Origin of the sequence: Streptomyces marokkonensis (assembly GCF_039539045.1) — a bacterium.
In the GTDB taxonomy this organism is placed as follows: Bacteria; Actinomycetota; Actinomycetes; order Streptomycetales; family Streptomycetaceae; genus Streptomyces; species Streptomyces marokkonensis.
Genome location: NZ_BAABCQ010000098.1, coordinates 1 through 20,691 on the forward strand (window position 1 = coordinate 1; position 20,691 = coordinate 20,691).

A 20,691-nucleotide genomic window follows, 5' to 3' on the forward strand; every position below is an offset into this window, starting at 1 on the left:
TTTTCGTTTCGGCCCGCGGGTCAAGAGTGCGCACAATGGGTGCATGGATCCCATCAGCCCTCTGGAGCAGACGCTGCACGCCGCACGCGCCCTCGTCCTCGCCGACCTGGTGGCGAGCCGGGTCGCCGAACCGGACGTCGTCTCGCTGGTCGAGGAGTCCGTCGTACAGCGGCGCTGGTGGGTCGAGCAGTGGCCCGAGGGCGCGGAGTTCGTGGCCGGACTGGTCGCGCAGGACGTTCAGGACGCCCTGCTCGAGCGGTACGGGCGCTGGCCGCTGTGCCCGGTGTGCGGCTCCGGCGACCCGCACGCGCTGGACGTCGAGCCGGAGCTCGGCCCCGACCCGCACTGGGTGTGCGGCAAGGCGGGCGTGAAGGTCGCGGCGGTCGGCTCGCTGGGCGGTGCCGTCGGAGGCGTCGAAGGCGCCCCTTCGTGAGGGCGGCCCGGTGACCGTCTACATCGATCCGCCGAGCTGGCCGGGGCACGGCCGCATGTGGTCGCACCTCGTCAGCGACGTCTCCTACGCCGAGCTGCACGCGTTCGCCGAGACGCTGGGAATGCCGCGCCGCGCCTTCGAACGGGACCACTACGACCTCCCCGCCCAGCGGTACGCCGACGCCGTGTCCGCCGGCGCGCTGGAGGTCAGCAGCCGCGAGGTGGTGCGGCTGCTGCACGGGGCGGGGCTGCGGCGACGCAAGGGCGCGTCCCGGGCGGGCTAGCCGCGGGCCGTCGACCGTCGACCGTCGACCGTCGACCGTCGACCGTCGACCGCGGGCCGTCGACCGCCGGCCCGTCGGCCCGTCGGCCACCGGCCGCTAGCCGCGCAGCTCGTAGGCGAGTTGCTCCTCGTCCCCGGCGACCCGGGTGTAACCGGCACGGACGATCACGGCCTGGGAGGCGAGGTTGGCGGGCTCGGTCGTCGCGAACACGGACGTCACCTCCTCGCGGGCCAGCGCCCATTGGGACAGCGCCCGCAGGCCCTCGGTGGCGTAGCCGTGGCCGCGGGCCGCCTCGGCGAGGTCGTAGCCGATCTCCACCCTGCCCTCCTCGTCCGGCACCCCGTGGAAGCCCATGCCGCCGACCGCGCGGCCGTCATGGCGGCGCACGAGCACGAAGACTCCCCACTCCGGCCGGTGCACGCCCGCCTCGTACGCCTTCAGCAGCATCCCGGCGGCGTCCCGGGTGCCCTGGAAGGGGCCGCCCTCCACCCACGCGAAGCCGCCGTCGCCCCCCGCCACCAGGTCGGTGGCGGCGGCCGGGGTGACGCCCTGGAGGGTGAGGCGCTCGGCCGGGATCACCAGGTTGTTGCGCCAGCGCCACTCGGTGACCGGGGCGCGTCCGGGCAGCTCGCCGCGGCCGGTGGCCCACAGCAGGGTGCGCCAGGGGTCGGCGCCGGGCCGGACGTGCGGGAAGATCCGGGCGAGGACGTCCGCGCACAGCTCGGCGGGCGGCTCGTAGGCCAGTCCCAGGCCCTCGGCGATGTCGTGCGTGTGCGCGAGTACCTCGGTGATCCCCATGGCGGCGAAGCCCTCGCGGTCCGCGCTGCGGAAGGGGTAGGGGTGGAACGCGCGGACCTCGCGCGGCGTGGTGCGGACGGCCGCGGCGAGCAGGGCGCCGGTCGTCTCGACGACGTGCAGGACGCCTTCGTTGTCCGTGCCGTCGTCGAGGGTGATCTCGAAGGGGACGTAGGCCTCGGTGGCGCGTCCGGCGAGCTGGCCCGCGTAGGCGATGAGGTCGCTCGCGATGTGCTCCGCAGTGTCCCGGCAGCTCCACTCCAGGCGCCCGGCGCGTGCAGCCTCCCAGTCCCGGTCCGTCGCCGTCCGCAGCAGCGCGACCGCGCCCGCGACGGTCTCTTGCACCTGTTCCCCGCCCATGCTCCGCATGCCGGGCAGGCTACGGGGCGGGTTCGCCTCCGGGCGACAGCATTTCCAGCTCGCCGGCGAGGTTGTAGCGGGCGGTCGCCTCCCACTCCCGCCGCCCGTGCGGGGTGCGGAACAGGTGGGGGAGGGCGAGGAGTTGGCGGAGGACCGCGGCCCGGCCCTCGCGGAAGGCGTCGTTCGGCACGAAGTGGTACTCCTCGCGGACGGCGGCCGTGTACGCGGCGTACGCCGAGGGGGGCGCCGCGAGGATCGCCAGGTCGGCGTCGCACAGCACCTGCCCGTCGCGGTCGTCGTCGGCGGGGTCGTGCGTGACGGTGAGCCGCACCAACCGCGCCACCTCGGCGGTCTTCTCCGCCGGCACCCCGGCCTCGGGCAGCGCGCGCTCGGCGAGGCGGGCCGAGCGCTCCTCGTTCTCGGAGCGGTCGGGGAGGTGGACGGCGTCGTGGAACCAGGCGGCGATACGTACGACGTCGGCGTCGTCGGCGTACTCCTCCAGTACGTCGTCGACGTGGTCCAGGACCGCGGTGAGGTGCGCGAGCGTGTGGTAGTGCCGCGCGGGCTCCTGCCAGCGGGCGAGCAGGTCGTCGGCGTACGGCGCCGGGTCGGGGCGGCCGGTTCCCCGGGCGGGGCCGGCGGCTCCGTCGAGGGCGCGGGCGAAACGGGAGCGCAGGGCGTCGAGGTCGGCCATGGGCCCATTCTTCCAGCGGGGGTGGACACCGGCCCGGGAGGCGGGTGCCGTTACCAGCCGCGGTGATACCCTCTAACTGAATCTTGAGGATGTATGCGGATGTATGCGACGCATTCGCGCGCCGAAGCGGAGAGAGTGGCGGACCATGACGGACGCGCGCACGAGGACCCCGCGCGAGCGCTACCGCACCCAGGTACGCGCGGAGATCAAGGAGCACGCGTGGGAGCAGATCGCGACGGCGGGGGCGTCCGCGCTCTCCCTCAACGCGATCGCCAAGCGGATGGGCATGAGCGGGCCCGCGCTGTACCGGTACTTCGCCGGCCGGGACGAGCTGATCACCGAACTCGTCAGGGACGCCTACCGAAGCCTCGCCGACACCTTCCGGGCGGCCTCCGGGGAGGGCGCCGGTCTGGCCGGCCTGGCGCACGCCATGCGCGCGTGGGCGCTGGACGACCCCCAGCGCTACTTCCTCGTCTTCGGCACCCCCGTCCCGGGCTACCGCGCGCCCGACGACGTCACCGAGATCGCCGCCGAGACGATGACGGCCATCCTCGACGCCTGCGCCGCACTGCCCTCGGACCGCCCCGGGACCCCCTTCGACACGCACCTCGAAGGCCACCGGCAGTGGGCGGCCGGCCATCCCGCCCCGCCCGCCGTCCTGCACCGCGCGCTGACCGTCTGGACCCGGCTGCACGGCGTCCTGTCCCTGGAACTCGCGGGCCACTTCGCCGGCATGGCGTTCGATCCCGCCCTCCTCTACGCCGCCGAACTGGACGACCTGCTGGAACGCTGACCGCGAGGCAGAACCGGCCCTAACGTGGAGTTCATGACGACTCCTGCGGATGTGCAAGGCGTACGCGACCCCGAGCTGCCCGGGCGGCTGCTGGCCACCGAACGGGACGAACTGGTGCCGCTGCTGAGGGCCCTGGCGGACACGGACTTCGCGCTGCCGGTGCCCGCGTGTCCGGGCTGGACCGTGCGGGACGTGCTGGCGCACTGCTCAGCGGCGCTCCTTCGCGTGGTGGAGAACCGCTTCGAGGACGGCGTCTTCTCGCCCGAGTCCAACGACCGCGACATCGCCGAGCGCGCCGACTGGACGAACGCCCGGGTCGTGGACGAGCTGGAACGCGGCATGACCGAGGCCGGCCCGGTGGTCGTCCGCGCGGGCGGTGCCCTGGACGGGCTCGCGCTGGGTGAGTGGGTGCACGCGGGTGATGTGCGGGTGGCCCTCGGCGAGCCGGGGGCGTACGCGGGGCGCGGGCTGCCGGACGCGCTCGCGCTCCTCGGCACGCTCACCCGTGATCGCGGTCATGTGCCGCTGCACGCCGACCTCGACGACGCGGACCAGCCCCTGAAGTTGGGCGAAGTGAGCGGTGAGCGGCCGCCGGGGCGGTTCATCGGGGACGCGGCGACGCTGCTGCGGCTGTACGCGGGCCGGCCGCTGGGTGAGGCGGCCGGGTACGAACTGGCCGGGGTGGAGGAGGCGGAGCTGAACCTCTTCGGCGGCTGAACCGTCCGCCGCGTCCAGGGATGAAGGGGGCGCCCTGGCCTGCCATCGGGGCGTAGTCTTGGATTGGACTAGACCTGTAGTAGGCCGACGAATGGGGTCCCATGAGCAAGCGTGCAGTCCTGGAGGTGATCGCCCTCGACGTCGAGGACGCGGTCGCCGCCCAGGCCGGAGGCGCGGATCGCCTCGAACTGGTCACCGACATGGCGGCCGACGGACTGACCCCGTCGGCCGAGACCGTCGCCGCGATCCGCGCCGCCGTCGACATCGACGTACGGGTGATGCTGCGGCTCGCCGACGGGTTCGCCGCCGGGGACGTCGAGCGGCTGGCGCGGGTCGCGGGGGGGATGCGGGAGGCCGGGGCCACGCAGTTCGTGCTGGGGTTCCTCGACGTCGACGGGGACGTGGACCTCCGGGCCGTGGAGCGGGTCGCCGGAGTGCTGGCCGGGTGCCGGTGGACCTTCCACCGAGCCATCGACCGCGCCGGGAACCGGGACGCCCTGCGCAAGCAGCTCGCGGACTTCCCCGGGCTGGACACGTACCTCACGGCCGGGGCGGCCGGCGGGGTCGACGACGGACTGCCCGTACTGCTCGCCGAGGCGCGGCGGCGGGGGGAGCCCGGTTACGAGCAGCAGCTGCTGGTGGGGGGCGGCCTGCGACTGGAGCATGTGCCGGGTCTCCTCGACGCGGGCATCGACGGCTTCCACATCGGCGGGGCGGCGAGGCCCCAGGGGTGGGACGGGCCGGTGTCGGCGGACGCGGTGGGGGAGTGGCGCCGGGTACTGGGAGCGTAACCGCGTCCGACGTGCCCTGCGCGTGCCGCGTGCCCTGCGCGTGCGGCGTGACCGCGTGCCGCGTGCCCTGCGCGTGCGGCGTGCCGCGTAACCGCGGGCAATCGTGCCGCCAGGGGCGGCACGGGTGGGCGCGGCGGCACCCGGCCGGTGCCGGGCCGCGCCACCCACCCCGCGTTCACCCGCACCGCGCCCGCGCCCGTACCGCGCCGCCCGCCCCCAGGCACCACGCGCCCGCTAAACCAACTGCGAGGGCAGCCCCGCCCCGTGCGTCACGATCAGCCCCGACACCGCGCGGGTCAGACAGACGTACAGACGTCGCAGTCCCGTCCGCTCGTCCGGCTCGCCGTCGACCACGGCCCGTGGCTCGTCCAGGACCACGTAGTCGTACTCCAGGCCCTTGGCCAGCGAGGCCGGCACGAGGGTCAGGCGGGTGGCGTGGGTCGTCTCCTCGCCCGGGCCGATGAAACCGATCCCCGCCGTCCCGAGGGCCTCCGCCAGCTCCGGCACCCGCGCGTCGGCGGCGATCAGGCCGACCGAGCCCTCGCGCCCCAGCAGCTCGCGGACCGCGGACACCACGTCCGCGGTCCCTTCCGAGGTCGTACGGATGTCGAAGAAGCCCGGGTTCTCACGGATCGACGCCACCGGCGCCAGGCCCGGCGCGATGTGCGGCAGCAGCCGGGAGGCGTACGCGATGACGTCCGTCGGCACGCGGAAACCGGCCGTCAGCTCCTCGACCACGGCCTCGCCCTTGCCCATGTGCGTCAGCGCGTCGGACCAGCTCCGCGTCGCCCACGGCGTGGTGCCCTGCGCCAGGTCGCCGAGGACGGTCGCCGAGCCGGTGGTGCAGCGCCGGCCCACCGCGCGGTACTGCATCGGGGAGAGGTCCTGCGCCTCGTCGAGGACCACGTGCCCGAGGGAGTGGGTGCGCTCGACGAGGTCGGTGGCCTCGTCGATCAGCACGGCGTCGGCGGGTGACCACCTGGCGGACTTCACCGAGCGGGCCGGCTTCGTCCACAGCACCGCCTTCCGCTCGTCCTCGGTGAGGACGCCCTCGGCGTGCTCGGCGAGGAAGTCCGCGTCCGAGAGGAGCCGCAGGACGAGCTTCGCGGGCTCGACCGGCGGCCAGACGGCCTTCACCACCGCCTTCACGGCGGCGTTGCGCGCCACCGCGTTCTGCACCCGGTCGTCCGGCGCCTCGCCCGCCCGTTCCATCTGCACCAGCACCGCGTGCGCGATGCGCTGCGGGAGGGCCTCGCGGGCGGCGCCGTAGCGGATGCCACGGTCGAGCAGTTCGCGGACGATCTCCTCCAGCTCGTACGCCGCCACCCGCCAGCGGCGCGAGCCGCGCACCACGACGACCCCCTCGGTGGGCAGGGTGATGTGCGAGTAGAGGGCCCGGCGCAGTACTTCCGCCATCCGGGCGTCGCCCTTGACCACCGCCGTCGCCGCCTCGTCCGTGCCGCGCACCTCGACGTGCGCCACCAGGTCGTCGACGGTCGCCTGCCGGACCGTCAGCTCGCCGAGGGCCGGCAGCACCTGCTCGATGTAGTGCAGGAAGGACCTGTTCGGCCCGATGACGAGGGTGCCGGTGCGGGCGAGGCGCTCGCGGTGGGCGTAGAGGAGGTAGGCGACCCGGTGCAGGCCGACGGCGGTCTTCCCGGTGCCGGGGCCGCCCTGCACACAGACCGAACCGGCCAGTCCGGCCCGTACGATCTCGTCCTGCTCGGGCTGGATGGTCGCCACGATGTCGCGCATCGGACCGACGCGGGGCCGCTCGATCTCCTGCTGGAGCAGCCTGCTGGTGACCGCGGCCTCGGCCGGGTCGGACAGGTGCTCGTCCTCGTACGCCGTGAGGTCGCCGCCGGTGTAACCGAAGCGGCGGCGCAGCGCGACGTCCATCGGGTCCTTCTTCGAGGCCCGGTAGAACGGCTGCGAGACCGGCGCCCGCCAGTCGATCACCATCGGGTCGCCGTCCGTGTCGTGCACGTGCCGCCGCCCGACGTAGAAGAGTTCCCCTTCCCCACCCTCCGCCTGCTCGGCGCCCGGCGCGTGCCGGTAGTCGAGCCGGCCGAAGAACAGAGGCGTCTCGCTGAGGTCGGCGAGCGCCTTGACGCGCTCCTCGATCTGGCTCTGCAGCACGGCGGCGTTGACCCAGTTCGCGGTGACGTCGGTGAGGTCGAGGGACTCGACGTCCTCACGCATGGCGCGCAGCGCGGAACGGGAGGCGGCGAGGTGGGAGCGCTCGTTGGAGAGGGGGTCGTCGTGGACGGGCGTGGACAAGGGGGTGCCTCCGGATGACCTGCGATGCGGTGGGCGCTGGCTGCGCTCGGTGGGCCGGCCGGTTTCCGTCCGGACGGCGGCACTCCGTGGGGAGGCGGGCAAGAGGGGGGATTCTAGGGGGCCGCAGGCGGCGCGGGCCAACCATTTTCCCGTCCCCTAGGGGATCGCCTCCTCCGCTCAGGGGGATGCGCTCCCTCCACGGTCGTAGGGGAGGCGGGCGGATTCCGGCCCGCAGACCGATGCCGGTACGGGGCCCGCGGTCGCACCATGGAGGTATGAGCGCAGTAACCATCTCCCCCGCCCCGGCACCGGGCCGTGCGTCCGGTGCCACGCCGGTGGCCGGCAGCCACCGGCACCGGCTCGGTGACGCCGTGCGCGCCGTCAGGGTGTTCGCGGGCGCCGCCTTCGACGTGGTCGTACTCGGCGAGTACGGCGAGGAGGCCGGCGTCCGCCGCCGATGAGCCCCGCCGGGACCCGACCCGCCGCGTCCGCTCAGTCCTCGGCCAGCAGCTCGTCGGCGTCCACGATCCGGTACGCGTAGCCCTGCTCCGCCAGGAAGCGCTGGCGGTGGGCGGCGAAGTCCTGGTCGAGGGTGTCGCGGGCGACGACCGAGTAGAAGTGCGCCTGGTGGCCGTCGGCCTTCGGGCGCAGCACCCGGCCGAGCCGCTGGGCTTCCTCCTGCCGGGACCCGAAGGTGCCCGACACCTGGATGGCGACGGTCGCCTCCGGCAGGTCGATGGAGAAGTTCGCGACCTTCGACACGACGAGCACGCTGATCTCGCCCTGGCGGAAGGACTCGAAGAGCTTCTCCCGCTGGGCGTTGGACGTCTCGCCCTTGATGACCGGCGCGCCCAGGTGCTCGCCCAGCTCGTCGAGCTGGTCGATGTACTGGCCGATGACGAGGATCTGCTGCCCGGCGAAGCGCCGCACGATCGCCTCCGTCACCTTCCGCTTGGTGGCGGTCGTCGCGCAGAAGCGGTACTTCTCCTCCGTCTCGGCGGTGGCGTACGCCAGACGCTCGGAGTCGGTGAGGTTGACCCGGACCTCCACGCAGTCGGCGGGCGCGATGTAGCCCTGGGCCTCGATCTCCTTCCACGGCGCGTCGAAACGCTTCGGTCCGATGAGGGAGAACACGTCCGACTCGCGACCGTCCTCGCGGACCAGGGTCGCGGTCAGACCGAGCCGCCGCCGCGCCTGGAGGTCGGCGGTGAACTTGAAGACAGGCGCCGGCAGCAGGTGCACCTCGTCGTAGACGACGAGCCCCCAGTCCCGGGAATCGAAGAGTTCCAGGTGCGGGTAGACGCCCTTCCGCCTGGTCGTCAGCACCTGGTACGTGGCGATGGTGACGGGCCGGATCTCCTTCTTCGTCCCGCTGTACTCGCCGATCTCCTCCTCGGTGAGGGAGGTCCGCTTCACCAGCTCGTGCTTCCACTGCCGGGCGGAGACGGTGTTCGTCACCAGGATCAGGGTCGTCGACTTGGCCTGCGCCATCGAACCGGCCCCGACCAGCGTCTTACCGGCGCCGCAGGGGAGTACGACGACACCGCTGCCGCCGTGCCAGAAGTTCTCCACCGCCTGCTTCTGGTAGGGCCGCAGCGTCCAGCCGTCCTCGGCCAGCTCGATCGGGTGCGCCTCGCCGTCGACGTAACCGGCGAGGTCCTCGGCGGGCCAGCCCAGCTTCAGCAGCGTCTGCTTGATCTGACCGCGCTCGGAGGGGTGCACGGCCACCGTGTCGGGGTCGATGCGGTTGCCGACCAGCGGCGCGATCCGCTTGGACTTCAGGACCTCCTCCAGCACCGGCCGGTCGGTGGTCGTCAGGACCAGGCCGTGCGCCGGGTGCTTGGAGAGGGTGAGGCGGCCGTAGCGGTCCATCGTCTCGGCGATGTCGACGAGCAGCGCGTGCGGCACCGGGTAGCGGCTGTACTCGACGAGCGCGTTCACGACCTGCTCGGCGTCGTGGCCCGCCGCCCGGGCGTTCCACAGGCCGAGCGGGGTCACCCGGTAGGTGTGGATGTGCTCCGGCGCCCGCTCGAGTTCGGCGAACGGTGCGATGGCCCGACGGCATTCGCCGGCCTGCTCGTGGTCGACTTCGAGGAGCAGGGTCTTGTCGGACTGGACGATCAGCGGACCATTCACGGGCGGCACCCTTTCGCGCGCGTACGGCCGACGGTGACTGGACGGATCGGCCAAACGTCCAGTGTGCCTGATCCCGGAGCCCGGCACTCCTAGAGAAGAGTGAGGTTGTTGATCAGCGGGCCCTCGAGGGCGATTCCCTCCGTGACCAGGGACTCGACGCCGGTGGCCGGCAGGGGCAGTGGCAGCGCGGCGGCCTTGGGAGTGAGCGCGCCGAACAGCGCGGCGGCGGTGATCAGGGCGGCGACGGAGACGGCGACGGCGTTGCGGGCGGCGTTGCGGGCGGCGGACTGGTCGATGGGCTGGTCGGCGGAGCGGCTGGTGGAGCGGCGGGGGGCGCGGTCGGGATCGGGGAGCTCGGAGCGCATGGGCGGCGGCCTTTCGGGAGCACGAGAGCAAGGGATCACGGGATCACGGGATCACGGGGGAGGGAGCGTGAGAGGGGGGAATCCGGAGCGGGCCGGGCCCAGGGGGACTGGAGGACCCGGCCCGCCGACGGGGTCGCCGACCAGCGGGGTCGGCGAGGGATCAGAGGACGGTCACCGGGCGGTCAGAGGGTCAGGCCCCCGCCGAGGTCGATGCCGATCGCGGCGGCCTCGGCGGCGAACGCCGCGACGAGGGTGGCGGTGGAGGCCAGGACGGTGGCGACTCGGCGAACTGCAGTACGCATCAGGTTCTCCCTTTCGGTTGGTTTGCAGGGCACCCGGTGGCTGCCCGACCGCCGTCGAACCGATGCGGAATATGAAGAAAGCTCCCTCGCAGGTGCGAATCACCCGGCGTGGCGTGCATGGACCACCGCGTACACCCGAAAGTGCCCAAAAGGCCGGAATCATGGCCGGACGCGCGTAAAACCCGGGAGGCACCCGAGTGCCACGTCGCAGCAGGCCGCGCCGCGCCCCACAGCACGGGCACAGCGCGTCACCTCACGTCGCGTCGTCGGCGAGCTCGGCCACGCCGGTGATCCGGTGCAGCGGATACGTGCGCACCTCGTCCGCCGTGTGGTCGTACGCCGTCACGAAGCCGCCCTCGACCCGGATCGGGGCGATGACGCGCTGGCTGGCGGCGCCCTCGGCGTTCACGTAGCCGATCCACAGCGCCTCGCCGGTCATGACGGCCGCCTGCAGGGTGGCCAGGGTCTCGGCGGCCCCGGTACGGGGCAGTCCGCCGGAGGCCGGGGCGTCGTCGTCCGTTCCGCTTCCCGGGACCGGCTTGCGCGGGGCCGTGGCGGCCAGGTCGCCGGCCCGGACGGCGCGGATCGCCGCCGTCAGCAGTGTGTCGTCGGGCACCGGCGGACCGTCCGGGACCGGCTCCGGCGCCGCCCGCGGCGGTGTGCGGTGGGCATCGGCGCGGGCGATCAGCACGTCGCCCCCGGCGGACTCGGCGGCCGGCGCGAACCCCATCGCGCGCAGCCCCTCCAGCAGCGCCGCCGGGTCGGCCTGCGCGGCCAGCACGGTCGGCGCCAGGCGGCGCAGGGCGAGAGTGGAGGCCCGCTTGTCGGCGAGGATCTCGTCCAGCGTCGCGTCGTCGTCGCAGCGCACGTACGCCGAGGCCGCGCCCACTCGCAGCCGGCCGTGCCGCCGGGCCACGTCGTCGATCAGGTACGTGAGCGGCTGTGGCACCGGCGTGCGGGAGTGCCGGGCCAGGAAGGTGTGCAGGTCGGCGGCGGCCTGCCCGGAGTCCAGCGCGCGGCGCACCGAGCCCGGCGTGAACCGGTAGACGGTCGCCCCGCCCTTGGACTCCACGTCCGCGAGCACTCCCAGCATCTCGGCCAGCGGGGGCTCCAGAGGGCCCGGCGCCACCGCCGTCAGGTCGGCCTGGAGCAGTACGTGGTCCAGCGGTTCGGGGAACAGGGGGGCGAGCAGCCGGGCGGCGCTCGCGGTGGCGGCGGCCCGTTCGGCGGGGGTCGCGGGCGCGGGCACGGGCCGGGCGCGGTGGTGGTGGACGGGGAGCTTGTCGCCGGGGCTCCGGGGCGCCCCGGCCGCCTCGGGTGCCTCCACCGGACGGGGCGGTTCGGGCGCCCCGATCAGCGCCCGCCCCGGCGCGGCCAGCGCGCCGCGCCCGGTGACACCCAGCAGCTCCGCCTCCGACAGCGTCCAGCGGGCCAGCCGCGTGCGCAGGTCGTCCTCCTGGCCTTCCCGCCCGTCCCGCCGCGGGCCGCGCAGCGGACGTTCCCAGCGCAGCCGGGCCAGCACCGACTCCTCGGTGGGCGAGGCGCCCTCGGGCAGCCCCGCCAGCAGGGCCAGCACCCGGTGCCGTACCTCCGGCGCCGCCGAACGGTCCAGGTTGGGGCCCAGCGCCGAGAGCGTACGGTCCTTCGCGTCCCGCCCGCCGACCACACCCGGCGTGCGGGTGGCCGTCAGCCACGTCCCGGCGAGCCGCGCCCAGCGCTCCGCGGTGGGCAGCTCCCGCCACTCGTCGTACGCCGGGGTCGCGGCGTACCGCTCGGTCTCCGCGCCGTCGGAGGCGATCAGCCCGGCCGCGTAGGCCAGCTCGACCCAGAACGCGGCCACCGGCTCGGGCACGTCCAGCGCGACGGCCGTCCGCTTCAGGTCGCGCACGCTCAGCCCGCCGGCCCGCAGCACCGCCGGCCCGCCCTCGTCCCACTCCTTCAGCAGCTCCTCGACGGTCGCCAGCGCCGCCAGGGCCTGCCCGGCCGCGGTGGCGTCCACAACCTGTGGGCGGTGCGCGGCGGCGGCCTCCACCGGCGGCGGCACCGGCTCCGGCGTGCGGTGCGCCCGGCCCCCGCGCAGATGCAGGGCGACCTCGCGGGGCAGGACGACCGTGCCGGGCGCGGTCGGCAGCAGCAGGCCGCTGTCCAGCAGCCGGCGCAGGTGCGGCGCGGGGTCGTGGGTGACCTGCCCGTAGGGCGGGCCCCACATCAACCGGGCCAGCACCTCCCTGGACTCCTCGGGCAGTTCGGCCAGGAGCGCCGCCATCCGCGGCCGGTCGGCGAACAGGGCGCCGAGCGCGGACACGGCGGAGACGGAGTCGTGCGTCGAGGGCAGGCCGACGGCGGCCAGGATGTCCTGGATCCGGCCCGGCGACATCCCCGCCGTCGCCTCCCGCACGGTGGGGCCGAGCCCCGTCGGGGACGGATGCTGCGGGGACGGCGCGAGCAGCTCGCGGGCGGTGCGCACCAGCAGCAGCCGGTCGTCGGCGCCCCACACCAGGGCCTGCTCGCGCAGCAGGGCGACGGACCGGGGCAGAGCGGCCGTCACGACGGGATCCCCCTCGTCACCGGCCATGAGCCGGACCAGCTCCCCGTACGGCGCCGGATCCGCCGCCACGGCCAGCGCCTGGGCCGTCTGGAGCGCGAACCGGTCCAGTCGCTCCAGGGCGCGTACGACGGAGGCGCGGGTGCCTGCGCGGGTGGCGAGCTGCGTGAGATCCGTGGGCACGGGGGCGACGAGGTCGGGTCGGCTGCGCAGGAGGGCGGCCAGCGAGACGTCGTCCCTGACGCGGAGCGCCTCCGCGAGGGACCGGGGGGCCGCGGACTTCTCCTCGGTGCTCATCCGGCCCACGTTAGCGGGTGGGTACGGCGGCGGTGTGCGCGTGCGGTCGCGCGGTGCGCGTCCGCCCCGCACGGGAGGATTGGATACCTTCGTCCGACGGCGTACCACAACACACCGCCCCGGAGGGCTCCGTGGGGATCGAGAGCGACCAGGTCGTCTACGAGTATCTGAGCCGCGTCGGCGACGTGGCCCAGCAACGGCAGCTGCCGTCGGCCACGCGCATGCGGCTGGTCTCCGAGCTGCGCAACGAGATCGACCGGCACCGGGCCAGGACCACCGTGGACAGTCCCGCCGCCGTCCGTCGCATCCTGGACCGGCTCGGCAACCCGTACGACATCGTCGACGCGGCGGGTGACACGAGCGGCGCAAGCGGGGGGAGCGGTGCGGGGGGTGTACCGCAGCCGTCGGTGCCGCCGTCCGCCGCCGTGCCCGTGCAGCCGGAGGGCGGGCCGCGGAAGGCGGAGGGCGGGCCGCGGAAGGCGGAGCGGCTCAAGGGCCTGCGGCGCGCCGTACCGCGCCCCCGCCCCGCCGCGCCCGATCCCGGGGCGGCTCCCGCCCCGCCGCACCTGGCGAGCGCGGACGAGCTGGGGAGTGGCGGCGGCACGCGGCCGGACTGGTGGCGGGTGGACAGCGGCCCGTACGGCGGTGGTCTCGAGGGCGGCTTCGGTAGCGGCTTCGGGGGCGGCGGGGACAGTGTGCCGGGGTTCGTCGGCGGTGTGGAGATTCCCGAGTTGCTCAGGCCCCCGCCGCGGGACATGGGTGACGCGGCCGGGGCGGCGAGGAGGAACGGGACGGCCGAGAGGGCGGAGGCGGTGGCGGAGGCGGGGGAGCCGATCGCCGGCGACCCGGGCGGCACCCGGCGCCGGCGCCGCCTCCCCCGCCTGTGGCCCGAGGTCGGCTGGAGCAACCCGCTGCTGCTGCTCGCCGCCGCCCTTCTGGTCACCGGCGCCGTCCTTGACAGCCGCGTCCCGCTGGGTCTGGGCTGGCTGATCGTCTACCTTTCCCGCCGCCTGACCCCGGCCCAGCGGAAGTGGGCGGTACTGGGCCTGCCCGGCACGGTCGCCGCCGCGGGCCTCGTCTGGCTGTGGGGCCGTACGGAGGGCCGCTGGGGTGACCTGATCGCCGAGGGCCACATGAACGACGCCGTCGCGGAAACCGGGCCCTGGGTCCTGCGCACCGCCGCCGTCGCCACGGCCCTGTACCTCCTCTGGCGCTCCCGCCGTCCCCGGAGCTGACCGAACCCGGGGTCGCCGCCTCCATGCACCGGCACGGGGCGGGGCCGCTGGTTCGACCAGTACTCTCCCGCAGGCGTGAACGATTTGCGCCCAGTGTCCTTGTGGCGCTCGGATGAGCGCTACGAGGACACTGGGGCCGGAAAGTTCACGGTTTCGGGCGGGGTGGCCCTCCCCACGCGCCCGGAACCGCCCGCCATTCCGGGCTCGGCCGGGTGGGGCAGTCGGGTGCCCCGGCACAATGGGGTCCATGGCCACCACGACCCGCCCCGCGCCCACCGTCGGTTTCGATCTCGACATGACGCTGATCGACTCACGCCCCGGCATCCGCGCCTGCTACCTGGCGCTGACCGAGCGGACGGGGACGTACGTCGACGCCGACCTGGCCGTCACGCGGCTCGGGCCGCCGCTGGAGGAGGAGCTGGCCCACTGGTTCCCGGCCGAGGAGATCGCCGCCACCGCCGACCTGTACCGGGAGATGTACCCGACGTACGCCGTCGCCGCCACGCCCGCGCTGCCCGGCGCCCGGGAGGCGATCGCCGCCGTACGGGAGGCCGGCGGACGGGCGATAGTCGTCACCGCCAAGTACGAGCCGAACGCCAAGCTGCACCTGGCGCACCTCGGCATGGAGCCCGACGCCGTGGTCGGCAACCTGTGGGCCGAGCAGAAGGCCGTGGCGCTGCGTGAGCACGGCGCGGACGTGTACGTCGGCGACCACCTCGGCGACGTCCGCGGCGCGCGCACCGCCGGCGCCCACGCCGTGGCCGTGGCCAGCGGCCCGTGCAGCGCGGAGGAGCTGCGCGCGGCCGGCGCCGACGTCGTCCTCGCCGACCTGACGGAGTTCCCGGAGTGGCTCGCGGGCTACCGCGAGGGCGAGGGCGACGGCGACGGCGGAGGGCTCGACGCGGCACGCGCCTGACGCCGGCCCGCGGCGATCGACTGGAACACCCCCGCACCGGCGATCAGGAAGCCCACTCCCATCAGCATGCTCAACACGAACATGTAGGTGGGAAAGGGCGTCGTCCCCAGAAACAGCGGGGCCACCGTGACCAGTGTGGCCACGGTACCGATGAAGAAGACGATCGCACCGGCGCGGATCAGTCGGTCACCGGGCGCTGCGGAATTCGTTTGGGTTTTGTCACGCACCCGACCAGGGTAGTTCCCAGGCCTGAAGAACGACCGGGGGACGTCTTGTCACCGGCCTGGACACCACTAGCCTTGGTACCGGCGGGTCCGGACGACCCGCCCAAGTGCTATCAAGAGCCGTTTCCGAGCAGTTTTCCGACGAGTACGAGGACGAGGACAGACGTGCCTACCGGCAAGGTCAAGTGGTTCAACAGCGAGAAGGGCTTCGGCTTCCTCTCCCGCGACGACGGCGGTGACGTCTTCGTCCATTCCTCGGTCCTCCCCGCCGGTGTCGAGGCACTGAAGCCGGGCCAGCGCGTGGAGTTCGGCGTCGTCGCCGGGCAGCGCGGCGACCAGGCCCTGTCCCTGACCCTGCTGGACCCGGCCCCCTCGGTCGCGGCCGCGCAACGCAAGAAGCCGGACGAGCTGGCCTCCATCGTCCAGGACCTGACCACCCTCCTGGAGAACGTCACCCCGATGCTGGAGCGCGGCCGCTACCCCGAGAAGACCGCCGGCAAGAAGATCGCCGGCCTGCTCCGCGCGGTCGCCGACCAGCTGGACGTCTGACCCCGCGCCCCACCCGTCAGGGAAACGCCAGCGCGTCCGGGCCGAGGGCCGGTACCAGGCCCTCGGCCGCCGCGCGGGTCAGCAGGCCCCGGATCGCCGCGTAGCCGTCCTCGCCGAGGTCGGCGGTGAACTCGTTGACGTACAGCCCGATGTGCTGGTCGGCGACGGCCGGGTCCATCTCCTGGGCGTGCTCCATGACGTACGGCCGGGACACCTCCGGGTCGTCCCAGGCCGCGCGGACGGACGTACGCACCGAGTCGGCCAGGCGCGTCAGCGTCTCCTCGCCCAGCGACCGCTTGGCGATGATCGCGCCGAGCGGGATCGGCAGCCCGGTGGTCCGCTCCCAGTGCTCGCCCATGTCGGCGAGCTTGTGCAGCCCGTAGTTCCGGTACGTGAAACGGGCCTCGTGGATCACCAGTCCCGCGTCGACCTTCCCGTCCCGCACCGCCGGCATGATCTCGTGGAACGGCATGACGACGATCTCGCCGACTCCTGCGGGCACGGTGTCCGCCGCCCACAGGCGGAACAGCAGGTACGCCGTCGACGTCTCGCTCGGCACCGCGACCCGGCGGCCGGTGAGGTCCGCGCCGGCCTCCCCGGTCAGCACCAGCGGCCCGCAGCCCCGGCCCAGAGCGCCCCCGCAGGGCAGCAGCGCGTACTCGCCGAGGACGTGGGGCAGCACGGCGTACGACACCTTCAGTACGTCGAACTCGCCGCGCTCGGCCATGCCGTTGGTGACGTCGATGTCCGCGAACGTCACGTCGAGGTCGGGCGCCCCGGGGACGCGGCCGTGGGCCAGGGCGTCGAAGACGAAGGTGTCGTTCGGGCAGGGGGAGTACGCGGTCTGCAGGGGCTCAGAGGTCATGTCGGTTCCAACTCGTGAGGACGGGTGCGAGCTTCCCGAAGGCGTCCGTCAGGGCAGCGAGCGCGTCGCCGACGCGCCAGGCGGCCCGGTCGCGCGGGCCGACCGGGTTGGAGACCGCGCGCAGTTCCAGTACGGGCAGCCCGTGCGCGGCGGCGGCCTCGGCGACGCCGAAACCCTCCATGGCCTCGGCCAGGGCGCGCGGGTGGCGGGCACGCAGCAGCGCGGCGCGTTCGGCGGTGCCGGTGACGGTGGCACCGGTCAGGACGGTGCCGGGGCGGGCTCCGGTCGCGGTGGCCACGGCGGCGACGAGGCCGGCCGGCGGGTGGTGGGTGACGGTGCCGAAGCCGAGGTCGGTGACCGGCAGGAAACCGTCGGCCGTCTCGGCGCCCAGGTCGGCCGCGGTGATCTCGTCGGCGACGACGAGCGAGCCGACGGGCGCGTCCGGTACGAAGCCGCCGCCGATGCCGGTCGAGACGACCAGGTCGTAGGGCGCGGAGTCGAGGGCCGCGGCGGTCAGGGCGGCGGCGGAGGAGGCGGCGGCGAGGGCGGGGCCGACACCGGCGGCCAGCAGGTCCCAGCCGCCCGGGAGCCGGTGGAGGGTCACGCCGGGGGAGGACACCTCGGCGCCCCGCGCCGGGAAAGCCCGAGCCACCGCGTCCCGTTCGACGGGGACCGCGGTGGCCACGAGGACGCGTACGGAGGACGTGGTCAGCTGTCCTTCTTCAGCTTGAAGGACCACAGCCCGGTGGCCTTCTCGCTGCCTTCCTTGCCGTCGCCCGCCTTGATGGTGACGAGCGTGGAGTCGCCCTGGGCGCCGTACTGGGCGTTGAAGAACACGCTGCCCGGCACCGTGCGGTACGTGTTGTCCGTGTCGTCGGTCAGCTGCTGACCGTTCATCAGGATCGTCCAGCGCTCGTCGGCGACCTCCGGGTCCACACCGAAGCGCACGGTGTCGTCCGGGTTGACCGTGATCGACTCGACGTCGTCGTCCTGCAGGCACTTCTGGATCTCGGCGGTCTCCAGGACCTCGCCCTCCCCGCCGCAGGTGGCGTCGGAGCTGACCGAGTCACTGCCGACCGTGACCGTGGCCATGGGCGTCGGCTGGTCGCAGGCGGACAGCAGGAGCAGTCCGGCGGATACGGCGCCGGCAACGGCGACGGCGCGGTGGCGACGCACAGCGCCGTGTTGATCAGCGGCTGCGCCGCGGGGCAACGTGGTCATGTCCGAAGGCTATACGGCGCTTGTGGCCGTCTCCCCACCTGGGTACGGCGTGGCGTGGTCACGCCACTCCCGGTCGTACCCGTCCTCCGTGCCGGGCCGAGTCGAGCAGCCCCCGTACGGTCGTCAGCCACCCGGCGGCAATGATCGCGGCGGCCACCGACAGGCCCAGCGTGCCGTTCAACGGCAGCACGATGCCGACCGCTCCGCCGAGTACCCAGGACACCTGGAGCAGCGTCTCCGAGCGGGCGAACGCCGAGGTGCGGACCTGTTCGGGCACGTCCCGCTGGATCAGCGCGTCCAGGGACAGCTTGGCCAGCGCCTGCGCGAACCCCGCGATCGCGGCCAGGCACGCCACCAGGACGGTGCTGAAGAACACCGCGGCCGTGACCGCCGCGCCCAGCACGATCGCGACGACCGTCACGATGATGATCTCCGGTGCCCGCGATCGCAGCCACGCGCCCACCGCCGTGCCCAGCGCGTTGCCCGCACCGGCCGCGACGCCCACGATCCCCAGTGACACGGCCGCGCTCTGCCCGGACAGCGGGTGCACGCGCAGCAGGAAGGCCAGGAAGAAGATCAGGAAGCCGGACAGACAGCGGATGCCGGCGTTGGCGGCCAGCGCGTGCGTCACCGCCGGGCCCACCGTGCGCAGCCCGGGGCGCTTGCCCGGCCCCCGCAGTGTTCCGTGCAGATGGTGCTCGTCGGCGGCGAGCAGCGCCCGGCTCTCACCGCGGGCCGAGTCCACCGTCGGCGGCAGCGTGAACGACAGGACGGTACCCGCGACGAAGATCACGAAGGCGCCGTACAGCGGCCAGCGCGGCCCGACCATCTGGAGTCCCGCCGCGATCGGCGCGGCGACGCCGGTGGCGAGCAGTCCGCACAGTGTGACCCGCGAGTTCGCCTTCACCAGGGAGAACCGGGGCGGCAGCAGCCGGGGCACCACGGCGCTTCTGACCACCCCGTACGCCTTCGAGGCGACCAGCACGCCGAGAGCCGCCGGGTACAGCCCGATGCTGCCGCTGATGACCGCCCCGGACAGCACCAGCGCGAGCAGCGCCCGGGCGCCCATCGCGGCCGCCATCGCCGCACGCCGGCCGTGCGGCAGGCGGTCCAGGAGCGGGCCGATCACCGGTGCGAGAAGCGTGAACGGGGCCATGGTGATGGCGAGGTAGAGCGCGACCCGGCCGCGCGCCTCGTCGGTGGGGACGGAGAAGAAGACGGTGGAGGCGAGGGCGACGGTGATCATGACGTCGCCGGCGCCGTTCACCCCGTGCAGCTCGATCAGCTTGCCGAGGCCGGACTCGCCGGCGCCGTGCGCGTGCGTCGCCCGGCGGATGCCGCGCGCGGTGCCGGTCACCGGCAGGCGCAGGGCGCGGCCGACCGCACGGAACCGGGAGCCGGTGCCGTGCCCCCGGCTCCCGCCCTTGAAGTCCGTCCGCGCTGCTGCCACCCCGTCATAGTGCCCCGATACCGGGGGCTGTAGCGTCGACACGGCACGTATGGCGGTGATCGAGTCGGGTGACACGGACGCCGGCGCCACCGGCGAACGTCAGGCCGTACCCCGCCGAAACTCCCGTCGGTGTAGGCCCAGCGCACATGAACAGGTAGCGTGCCTAGCGCGCCGTGGCGAACGTTCTCGGCCGCGCGCCTTACGGCCATCCCGCAGAATGGATGACGTAGGTGTGCCCGAGCGCGATCGGGCGCGGACGTCGACGCGGTCCACAGGTCCGCTCCGTCCGCCCCTCGCAGGCAGCGGCGCACTCGTGAGACGGCGTATGGAGAGAAGCGATACCTGTGAGCGCAGCGACAACGCGAAGCCGCACCCCTGACCGTCTGTGCGCCGAGGCCGTCGACCTCGCCCGCGCGGCAGCCGAGGAGGCCGCCGCACCCGGCGTCGTCGGCGAGCACGCCGGGCTGGTGTCGGAGGGTGACCGGGTCGTCACACACTATTTCGCCTGCAAGGAGCTCGGGTACCGGGGATGGCGCTGGGCCGTGACCGTGGCCCGCGCCTCCCGGGCCAAGATCGTCACGGTGGACGAGGCGGTGCTGCTGCCCGGTCCGGACGCGCTGCTCGCCCCCGAATGGGTGCCGTGGAGCGAGCGGCTGCGCCCCGGCGACATGGGCCCCGGCGACCTGCTGCCCACCGACGCGGAGGACCTCCGGCTGGAGCCCGGCTGGACCGGCGAGGACGAGCCGCCGCCGAACTCCGCCGTCTCCCACGAGATGGCCGACCTCGTGGAGGCCGAGGACGCCGAGGTCACGGCGGGGCCGCCCGCCGAGCTGTCGATCGTCCCGGCCCGCGGCACGATCTCCGCGGTCGCCGAGGAACTGGGCCTGCGCCGCACGCGGGTGCTCTCCAGGTACGGCCTGCACATCGCCGCGGACCGCTGGGAGGAGGGCTTCGGCCCGAAGAGCGCGATGGCCCAGGCGGCCCCCGCGTCCTGCGAGAGCTGCGGCTTCCTGGCGCGTATCGGTGGCTCGCTGGGTCAGGCCTTCGGTGTGTGCGCCAACGAGTTCTCCCCGGCGGACGGGCGGGTGGTGTCGCTGGCCTACGGGTGCGGTGGGCACTCGGAGGCCGCGGTCATGCCGAGGCCGCCGCAGCCGGCTCCGCCGGTGATCGACGAGACGCGGGTCGACCCGTTCCCGCTGCGCCCGGCGCCGGACTCCGGGTCGGTGCCGGTGACCGAGGACGAGGCGTCGGCGGAGCTGGGGCACTCGTAGGCTCCGCCGGCGGGTGTGGAACGTCGTGGCCTGCGTCTGCAGGGGGCTGCGGCCCCAGGCGACTGTGCCCGCAGGGGCTGCGGCCCCAGGAGGGCTGCGTCCCCGCCCCCCTGCCCTCCCTGACCTGACCCCCTGGTCGTCCTCCGGCTCTTGACGGGGGCCCCGTCCG

21 protein-coding genes are annotated in these 20,691 nt (G+C 74.1%); 10 read left to right on the plus strand and 11 right to left on the minus strand.

All coding sequences use genetic code 11. The annotated features are described in order from the left end of the window. Positions 1–43: 43 nt before the first annotated feature. Positions 44–433 (plus strand): hypothetical protein, encoded by a 390-nt coding sequence (locus tag ABEA26_RS22740; RefSeq protein WP_345594952.1) that lies wholly within the window; start codon positions 44–46, stop codon positions 431–433. 10 nt (positions 434–443) lie between these two features. Then, complete coding sequence (locus ABEA26_RS22745) at positions 444–716, plus strand: DUF4031 domain-containing protein (RefSeq protein ID WP_345594954.1); 273 nt, start codon at positions 444–446, stop codon at positions 714–716. 96 nt (positions 717–812) lie between these two features. Here ABEA26_RS22745 and ABEA26_RS22750 read toward each other — a convergent pair whose 3' ends face one another. Both ABEA26_RS22750 and ABEA26_RS22755 read right to left on the minus strand, forming a co-directional pair. Continuing rightward, positions 813–1,880, minus strand: coding sequence for a GNAT family N-acetyltransferase (locus tag ABEA26_RS22750; protein WP_345594956.1), 1,068 nt, complete (start codon positions 1,878–1,880; stop codon positions 813–815). A 10-nt stretch (positions 1,881–1,890) separates the two neighbouring features. Continuing rightward, complete coding sequence (locus ABEA26_RS22755) at positions 1,891–2,565, minus strand: HD domain-containing protein (RefSeq protein WP_345594958.1); 675 nt, start codon at positions 2,563–2,565, stop codon at positions 1,891–1,893. A 145-nt stretch (positions 2,566–2,710) separates the two neighbouring features. Between ABEA26_RS22755 and ABEA26_RS22760 the strand changes: the two genes are divergently transcribed. The 3 genes from ABEA26_RS22760 (at position 2,711) to ABEA26_RS22770 (ending at position 4,866) form a co-directional block, all read left to right on the plus strand. After that, positions 2,711–3,358 (plus strand): TetR/AcrR family transcriptional regulator, encoded by a 648-nt coding sequence (locus tag ABEA26_RS22760; protein ID WP_345594960.1) that lies wholly within the window; start codon positions 2,711–2,713, stop codon positions 3,356–3,358. Between the two features lie 33 nt (positions 3,359–3,391). Next, complete coding sequence (locus tag ABEA26_RS22765; RefSeq protein WP_345594962.1) at positions 3,392–4,075, plus strand: maleylpyruvate isomerase family mycothiol-dependent enzyme; 684 nt, start codon at positions 3,392–3,394, stop codon at positions 4,073–4,075. A gap of 101 nt (positions 4,076–4,176) precedes the next feature. Then, positions 4,177–4,866 carry a copper homeostasis protein CutC gene (locus ABEA26_RS22770; RefSeq protein WP_345594964.1) on the plus strand — a complete coding sequence of 230 codons (690 nt, stop codon included), beginning with the start codon at positions 4,177–4,179 and terminating at the stop codon, positions 4,864–4,866. Positions 4,867–5,100: 234 nt separating this feature from the next. Here ABEA26_RS22770 and ABEA26_RS22775 read toward each other — a convergent pair whose 3' ends face one another. Next, entirely contained in the window at positions 5,101–7,146 is a 2,046-nt protein-coding gene (locus ABEA26_RS22775; protein ID WP_345594966.1) for a HelD family protein, read from the minus strand. A 275-nt stretch (positions 7,147–7,421) separates the two neighbouring features. On the opposite strand from ABEA26_RS22775, the gene ABEA26_RS22780 reads away from it, so the two are divergent. Beyond that, positions 7,422–7,607 carry a hypothetical protein gene (locus ABEA26_RS22780; RefSeq protein WP_345594968.1) on the plus strand — a complete coding sequence of 62 codons (186 nt, stop codon included), beginning with the start codon at positions 7,422–7,424 and terminating at the stop codon, positions 7,605–7,607. Between the two features lie 31 nt (positions 7,608–7,638). On the opposite strand, the gene ABEA26_RS22785 is transcribed toward ABEA26_RS22780, so the two are convergent. The 3 genes from ABEA26_RS22785 to ABEA26_RS22795 all read right to left on the minus strand — a co-directional run bounded on the left by ABEA26_RS22785 (position 7,639) and on the right by ABEA26_RS22795 (position 12,791). Then, positions 7,639–9,282, minus strand: coding sequence for a DNA repair helicase XPB (locus tag ABEA26_RS22785; RefSeq protein ID WP_345594970.1), 1,644 nt, complete (start codon positions 9,280–9,282; stop codon positions 7,639–7,641). 89 nt (positions 9,283–9,371) lie between these two features. Then, the gene (locus tag ABEA26_RS22790; RefSeq protein WP_345594972.1) at positions 9,372–9,647 is read right to left on the minus strand and encodes a hypothetical protein; all 276 of its coding nucleotides are present in this window, start codon (positions 9,645–9,647) and stop codon (positions 9,372–9,374) included. Positions 9,648–10,202: 555 nt separating this feature from the next. Then, positions 10,203–12,791, minus strand: coding sequence for a helicase-associated domain-containing protein (locus ABEA26_RS22795; RefSeq protein ID WP_345594974.1), 2,589 nt, complete (start codon positions 12,789–12,791; stop codon positions 10,203–10,205). A gap of 131 nt (positions 12,792–12,922) precedes the next feature. Here ABEA26_RS22795 and ABEA26_RS22800 point away from each other — a divergent pair, with 131 nt between their 5' ends. Continuing rightward, on the plus strand, positions 12,923–14,026 hold the full coding sequence (locus ABEA26_RS22800; protein WP_345594976.1) for a hypothetical protein: 1,104 nt from the start codon (positions 12,923–12,925) through the stop codon (positions 14,024–14,026). A gap of 247 nt (positions 14,027–14,273) precedes the next feature. After that, the gene (locus tag ABEA26_RS22805; RefSeq protein ID WP_345594977.1) at positions 14,274–14,942 is read left to right on the plus strand and encodes an HAD family hydrolase; all 669 of its coding nucleotides are present in this window, start codon (positions 14,274–14,276) and stop codon (positions 14,940–14,942) included. On the opposite strand, the gene ABEA26_RS22810 is transcribed toward ABEA26_RS22805, so the two are convergent. Further along, on the minus strand, positions 14,885–15,169 hold the full coding sequence (locus tag ABEA26_RS22810; RefSeq protein WP_345594979.1) for a hypothetical protein: 285 nt from the start codon (positions 15,167–15,169) through the stop codon (positions 14,885–14,887). The two genes, ABEA26_RS22805 and ABEA26_RS22810, sit on opposite strands and share 58 nt — an antisense overlap. 162 nt (positions 15,170–15,331) lie before the next feature. Here ABEA26_RS22810 and ABEA26_RS22815 point away from each other — a divergent pair, with 162 nt between their 5' ends. Beyond that, positions 15,332–15,715: a cold-shock protein gene (locus ABEA26_RS22815; RefSeq protein WP_345594981.1), complete on the plus strand. Its 384-nt coding sequence runs from the start codon at positions 15,332–15,334 to the stop codon at positions 15,713–15,715. 16 nt (positions 15,716–15,731) lie between these two features. On the opposite strand, the gene ABEA26_RS22820 is transcribed toward ABEA26_RS22815, so the two are convergent. Genes ABEA26_RS22820 through ABEA26_RS22835 form a run of 4 tightly spaced genes read right to left on the minus strand, consistent with a single transcriptional unit; the run spans position 15,732 to position 19,251 of the window. Next, positions 15,732–16,580 (minus strand): 1,4-dihydroxy-6-naphtoate synthase, encoded by an 849-nt coding sequence (locus ABEA26_RS22820; protein ID WP_345594983.1) that lies wholly within the window; start codon positions 16,578–16,580, stop codon positions 15,732–15,734. Then, positions 16,570–17,319 carry a futalosine hydrolase gene (locus tag ABEA26_RS22825; RefSeq protein ID WP_345594985.1) on the minus strand — a complete coding sequence of 250 codons (750 nt, stop codon included), beginning with the start codon at positions 17,317–17,319 and terminating at the stop codon, positions 16,570–16,572. The genes ABEA26_RS22820 and ABEA26_RS22825 overlap by 11 nt, the downstream gene beginning before the upstream one ends. Beyond that, positions 17,289–17,801: a DUF2771 domain-containing protein gene (locus ABEA26_RS22830; protein ID WP_345594987.1), complete on the minus strand. Its 513-nt coding sequence runs from the start codon at positions 17,799–17,801 to the stop codon at positions 17,289–17,291. The genes ABEA26_RS22825 and ABEA26_RS22830 overlap by 31 nt, the downstream gene beginning before the upstream one ends. Positions 17,802–17,859: 58 nt before the next feature. Beyond that, a complete protein-coding gene (locus ABEA26_RS22835; protein ID WP_345594989.1) occupies positions 17,860–19,251 on the minus strand; it encodes an MFS transporter in 1,392 nt (463 codons plus the stop codon). Between the two features lie 344 nt (positions 19,252–19,595). Here ABEA26_RS22835 and ABEA26_RS22840 point away from each other — a divergent pair, with 344 nt between their 5' ends. Continuing rightward, a complete protein-coding gene (locus ABEA26_RS22840; protein ID WP_345594991.1) occupies positions 19,596–20,522 on the plus strand; it encodes a DUF3027 domain-containing protein in 927 nt (308 codons plus the stop codon). Positions 20,523–20,691: the final 169 nt, after the last annotated feature.